The sequence below is a fragment of the Streptomyces durbertensis genome (assembly GCF_014156695.1).
GTDB classification, from domain to species: Bacteria; Actinomycetota; Actinomycetes; order Streptomycetales; family Streptomycetaceae; genus Streptomyces; species Streptomyces durbertensis.
Genome location: NZ_WMLF01000426.1, coordinates 1 through 4675, shown reverse-complemented (window position 1 = coordinate 4675; position 4675 = coordinate 1). Strand labels below are relative to the sequence as shown.

3 protein-coding genes and 1 pseudogene are annotated in these 4675 nt (G+C 73.0%); 3 read left to right on the top strand and 1 reads right to left on the bottom strand.

The genetic code is table 11. From position 1 onward, the window contains the following. Window positions 1-86: 86 nt before the first annotated feature. A complete protein-coding gene (locus tag GL263_RS21895; protein ID WP_182857458.1) occupies window positions 87-458 on the top strand; it encodes an MmcQ/YjbR family DNA-binding protein in 372 nt (123 codons plus the stop codon). A gap of 173 nt (window positions 459-631) precedes the next feature. Here GL263_RS21895 and GL263_RS21890 read toward each other — a convergent pair whose 3' ends face one another. Next, window positions 632-2968 (bottom strand): DUF8189 domain-containing protein, encoded by a 2337-nt coding sequence (locus tag GL263_RS21890; protein ID WP_323379517.1) that lies wholly within the window; start codon window positions 2966-2968, stop codon window positions 632-634. A gap of 532 nt (window positions 2969-3500) precedes the next feature. On the opposite strand from GL263_RS21890, the gene GL263_RS21885 reads away from it, so the two are divergent. Both GL263_RS21885 and GL263_RS21880 read left to right on the top strand, forming a co-directional pair. Next, a complete protein-coding gene (locus GL263_RS21885; RefSeq protein WP_182857457.1) occupies window positions 3501-4163 on the top strand; it encodes an ABC transporter ATP-binding protein in 663 nt (220 codons plus the stop codon). Further along, a pseudogene (locus GL263_RS21880) lies at window positions 4150-4675 on the top strand (hypothetical protein); the annotation flags it as partial. The gene GL263_RS21885 and the pseudogene GL263_RS21880, both read left to right, overlap by 14 nt.

Below are 4675 nucleotides of genomic sequence, written 5' to 3'. Positions count from 1 at the left end.
CCCTCACCCCGCTCCACCCGTCCGCCACCCGTCCGCCACCCGTCGGGCACCCGCGCGGGGACGCCGGTTCCGGCTAGCCTGGGGCGATGAGTGGGATCCCGAGCCCGCTGGACCGCCTGCGCGCGGTCTGCGCGCCGCTGCCCGAGTCCGTCGAGGGCGTCTCCGTCCACCACCCCAGCTTCAAGGTGCGCGGCAAGTCCTTCGTGATGTACGTCGACACCCGGGGCCCGGAGCTGTGGATCAAGGCCACCGCGGAGGACCAGTCGGAGCTGGTGGCCTCCGCGCCGGACCGCTTCTTCAAGCCGCCCTACCTCGGCCCGCGCGGCTGGGTCGGCATGCGACTGGCGGACGCCGACTGGACCGAGGTCGCCGAGCTGGTGACCGACGGCTACCGCCTGGCCGCACCCCGCCGCCTGGTACGCGAACTGGACGCCGGAGGGCCGGCCGCCGGCACCTAGCGCACCCCGTCTGGTTCCGCGGCTCTCCCGGCGGGCCCGGTCGGGAGCGGGGACGGGGTCTCTGGTGCGACCAGGGCGAAAGGGTCGGGGGACGCGGTCGGTGCGCCCCTGGGCCTCGCGGTCCTCACCTCGTACCCCTCCGCCTCCCGGTACCGGCTTTCGGTTCGGTCCCGTCAGCCGCAGTGTCCGCCGTGCGGTGGGGTCTTGGACGTCTTGGCGACGTTGATGCTCAGGACACCGTTGGTGCCGTCCTTGGCGTAGGAGATGTTTCTCCCGGGGACGGTCCAGGAGTGCCCGTCCAGGGTGATCTTCCAGTATCCGATCGTCTCACGCATGACGGGGGCGTTCTCGACCCAGCCGAACTCCTTCGGTGGCACGTGGACCTGCACCTGCTCCCCCGTGGAAGTTTCCTGGATCCAGGTGAAGGAGGCGTTGATCGAGGCGGAGAAGGCCTCGGCCGAGAAGCCCAGGCTGCCACCGAACGACACCTGGGTGCCGGTGGTGCGCGACCAGTTGATGTAGTACTCGGCGTCGCGGTCGGGGCTGTCGTTGTAGAGCACGCGTCCGGCTACGCAGCCCCCCGCGGCCTGGTAGGCGGGAGGGGTCTCCAGCGGGACGAACGTACAGGCGTTCTTGTCAGGGTTCCGCGCGCACCGCTCGGCGGCCTGCTGGAGGGCGACGGCAAGGACTCCGTGCGCGAGGGCGCCACCGCTGCCGAGCTTCCAGGTGTTGTGGTCGTTGTCCGAGGAGGTGTCGCACGCGATCCGCTCCACCCGTGCGGCGGTGTGCGGCCAGACGTCCTCGGCCAGAGCCGTGAGGCAGTGGCGAGGGTTGGCACGGTGGCGGATGCGGAAGTCGGTCGCCCTGGCCGTGGCCTTGTCGGCGTTCGCGGGCAGGACCGGTTCGATGTACCACTGCTGCTCGGTGCGCTGCGGATCGCAGTCGGCGAGCCGCAGGTGACGGGGGTCCAGCGCGCCCCAGAGGCCGGCCTCGTCGATGCACTTGTCCTCGTGGTACACGCTGACGATGCTGACCGCCGCGCTGGCGTCCCCCGTCGGGCGCAGCGCCCACTTCTGCCAGGGAAGCGAGCCTCCCCAACTGCGCGTGACATAGCTGTCGGGGCTGAGGATGCTCTCCAGGCTCAGGGCGTTCTCCAGAGTGCTGTTCTCGATCGTCAGGCAGTCCAGGGTGCCGGGGCCGGCGCACACCCCGGAGCCGACGGGGGCGAGGTCGGCCCAGTCGAGCCAGACGTCCTCCCGGCTGCCGTCGCTGCTTCCCGCCGCCAGCCGGGAGCGCTGGTGGACAGCCTCGGTGCCCTTGCCGACGGCGAACACGTCGAACGCCGGGAGGCCGCCGCGCGGCGTGGTGGACACCGTGACGGAGCTGACCTTCAGCTTGTCCAAGGCCCGCCAGCCCGCTCTCCAGATCCCGTTGGGGTTGGCGTCGGACGCGGCCCTGCTCTGCGTCCGGTAGGCGACGCGGTCCTCGGCGTCGACGCTGAAGACGGCGAGGCGGCCGTCGGCGTGGGAGGTGACGACGGGCCGCCCGGGCACGGCCGGGCCCAGCCGCTCGGGCTCCGTCCTCCACACGCCGGCCGGTTTGCCGGGAGTACTGGGCTCGGACTGCGCGAGGGTCCACAGCCTGCCGTCGCTCCGGTTGCCGAAGACCTGGAACTTCGTGCCGTCCTCACCACTCACCGCGGCCACCGCGACGTTGCCCGTGTAGCCCGTCCCGATCTCCTTCCAGACCGACCAGTTGTCCTCCGGAAGCGGGTTGCGGGGAGTGCTCGGGTGCTTCTGCGCACTCAGCATCAGACGCCCGTCGGGACGGCGTGCGAACACGGTGATACGGCCGTCGCCCGTGACCACTGCCGCGGGGCTGCCCGCCCACGTTCCGCCGAGAGCCTCCCAGTTGCTCCAGGCTGTGCCGTTGGGCGCTCGTTGCACCCGGCGCCACAGGCGTCCGTCGGCTCCTCTGACGAACAGCTCCAGGCGTCCGTCGGTGTTGCCCTGCACAACGCCGTTGGCGTTCGGGGAAGGGTCGCTGTGCGTGTTGTCGTTGGCGACGACCACGGGAGCCCCGGCAGCGGTCGTGCCCGGCGGGGTGCCCAGGTCACCCCACTCCGTCCAGGTGCCGTCGGCAGCCTGCTTCTGATGCCACAGCCGACCGCTGGCCCGCCGTACGAACACGGACGGCCGCTTGTCGAGATTGTGGGCCGTCACCGGGTCGCCCACCGCCTTGCCGCCGGTGCTGGTCCATGTGCTCCAGCCGCCATGCTCGCGATCTTGCACCCGTCGGTAGACGAGGTCGTCCGCACCGCGGATGAGAACCGTCACCGCCCCGTCACCGCTGCTGGTCACCACGGGGCTCCCGACCTGACCGTCCGCGGCCGCCGACGCCGCCGGGGCCGCGGCGGGGGCCGTGGCGTGCGCGGCGGACATCTCGGAGCCCGCCAGCGCGGCGAGAACCGCCAGACCGACCCCGAGGAGCACGGCTCTTCGGCCTGCCACACGGTAGCGCCGCCCACCAGGGAATCCGGGCACAGAACACCTCCACCAGGTCCACTCGCCAGGTCACGGAATCGGGGGAGCCGGTCGGGACCAGGAAGACCGGGTTCGCTCCCCGCCACGTCCCGACCGCCGCGACGCCCGTCCGCCCGCGGAGACGCGAGGCCCGGACGCTCGGTGCCAACATAGGCTCCTCACCGTGGGCGGATGGGCGTCGAGGTGACTCCTCATCCGTACGAGCCACCCACCAAGCACATGTTCCCGCCTGACTGCTGGCTCCGTGGGGTTTCGCGGCAGGAACGCCGGAAGTCGAGCCAGGAACGCCGAGGGTTGGGGCGAAGCTCCGACCAGTTCATGTTCCGTCTGGCCGGGGCGACGAGTCGTACGGGGTTCGAGGCGCGTCAGGCCCCGTGGCGACCCGTCCGCCTGTGCGACCGAGTGGTGGTGAGCGAGCCGGGTGGGGCGGTGAAGGCCGCCGGCTCCGCTGTCGCTGCTACCGGACCACCGGACCGGTACCGGGGCTTAGGGTTCCCGGATGGGGAACGAGCGGGAGACCGTGCTCCTGCTGCGGGACGTCGACCAGTCCTACGGCGCACGGCGGGTACTGGAACGGGTGAGCGTCCGGGTCGGCGCCGGCGGCTGCGTGGCACTGCTCGGCGAGAACGGCTCCGGCAAGTCGACGCTGCTGCGGCTGGCGGCCGGGCGCGAGGAGCCGGCGGCCGGCAGCGTCCTGTTCCGCGGCGAATGCCTGGCGGAGGACCATCCGAGGCGGCGGGCGGAGGTCGCGACCGTGCTGGACCAGGCCGCCCACTACCCCGATCTCACGGTCCGCGAACACCTGATGCTGGTCGCGTTGGCGCACGGCCGCGACCGCCGGGCCAAGCCCGTCGTCGACGACGTCCTCGACGCCCACCGGCTCGCCGGCCACGCCGAGGCGTATCCCGACGAGCTGTCCTCGGGGCAGCGGCAGCTCATGGCGCTCGCGACCACCGAGGTACGGCCCTACTCCCTGCTCCTGCTGGACGAGCCCGAGCAGCGGCTCGACGCCGGCGCGCGCCGGGAGCTGGCCGGACGGCTGAAGGCCGCCCGGCACCGGGGGGCCGCCGTCCTGCTCGCCACCCACGACAGCGCGCTGGCCGACGCCGTGGCGGACACCCAGCTGGCCCTCACCGACGGGCGCCTCGTTGACAACCGCTGACACCGGCCCCTCCCCCTACGGGCCGAACACTTCCGAAGCACGCGCCGACGCGGACGAGTTGACCCTCGCCTATCTGCGCGTCCTGCGCGCCGGCCAGCGCCGCCGGGACCGACGCGGCACGCTCCTCGCGCTGTACGCGACGCTGCTGACCGGGCTCGTCTGGCTGGGGCCGTACCTGTTCGCGGCCGGGGTGGCGGCGCGGGACGGCAGCCTGCGCGGGCCGCTCGCGGAGCGTGTGCTCGCCGCGGTGCCGGCCGTGCTGCCCGTGCTGGTCGCGACCGTGCTGCTCGTCGCCGCGCGGCGGGCCTGTTGGCGCGGCCCGGTGCTGCCCGACGGCGCGACCGTCGACTGGCTGCTGCCGCACCCCGTGGCGCGAGCGCGCGTACTGCTGCCGCTGCTGCGGCGTGCCGTCCTGTTCTCCCTCGCCGCCGGGGCGGCGCTGGGCGCGGTGGGCGGCTTCCTGCTGTACCCGCTCGGCGCCTCGCCGGGGTGGGCGAGCACGCTGCTGGGGG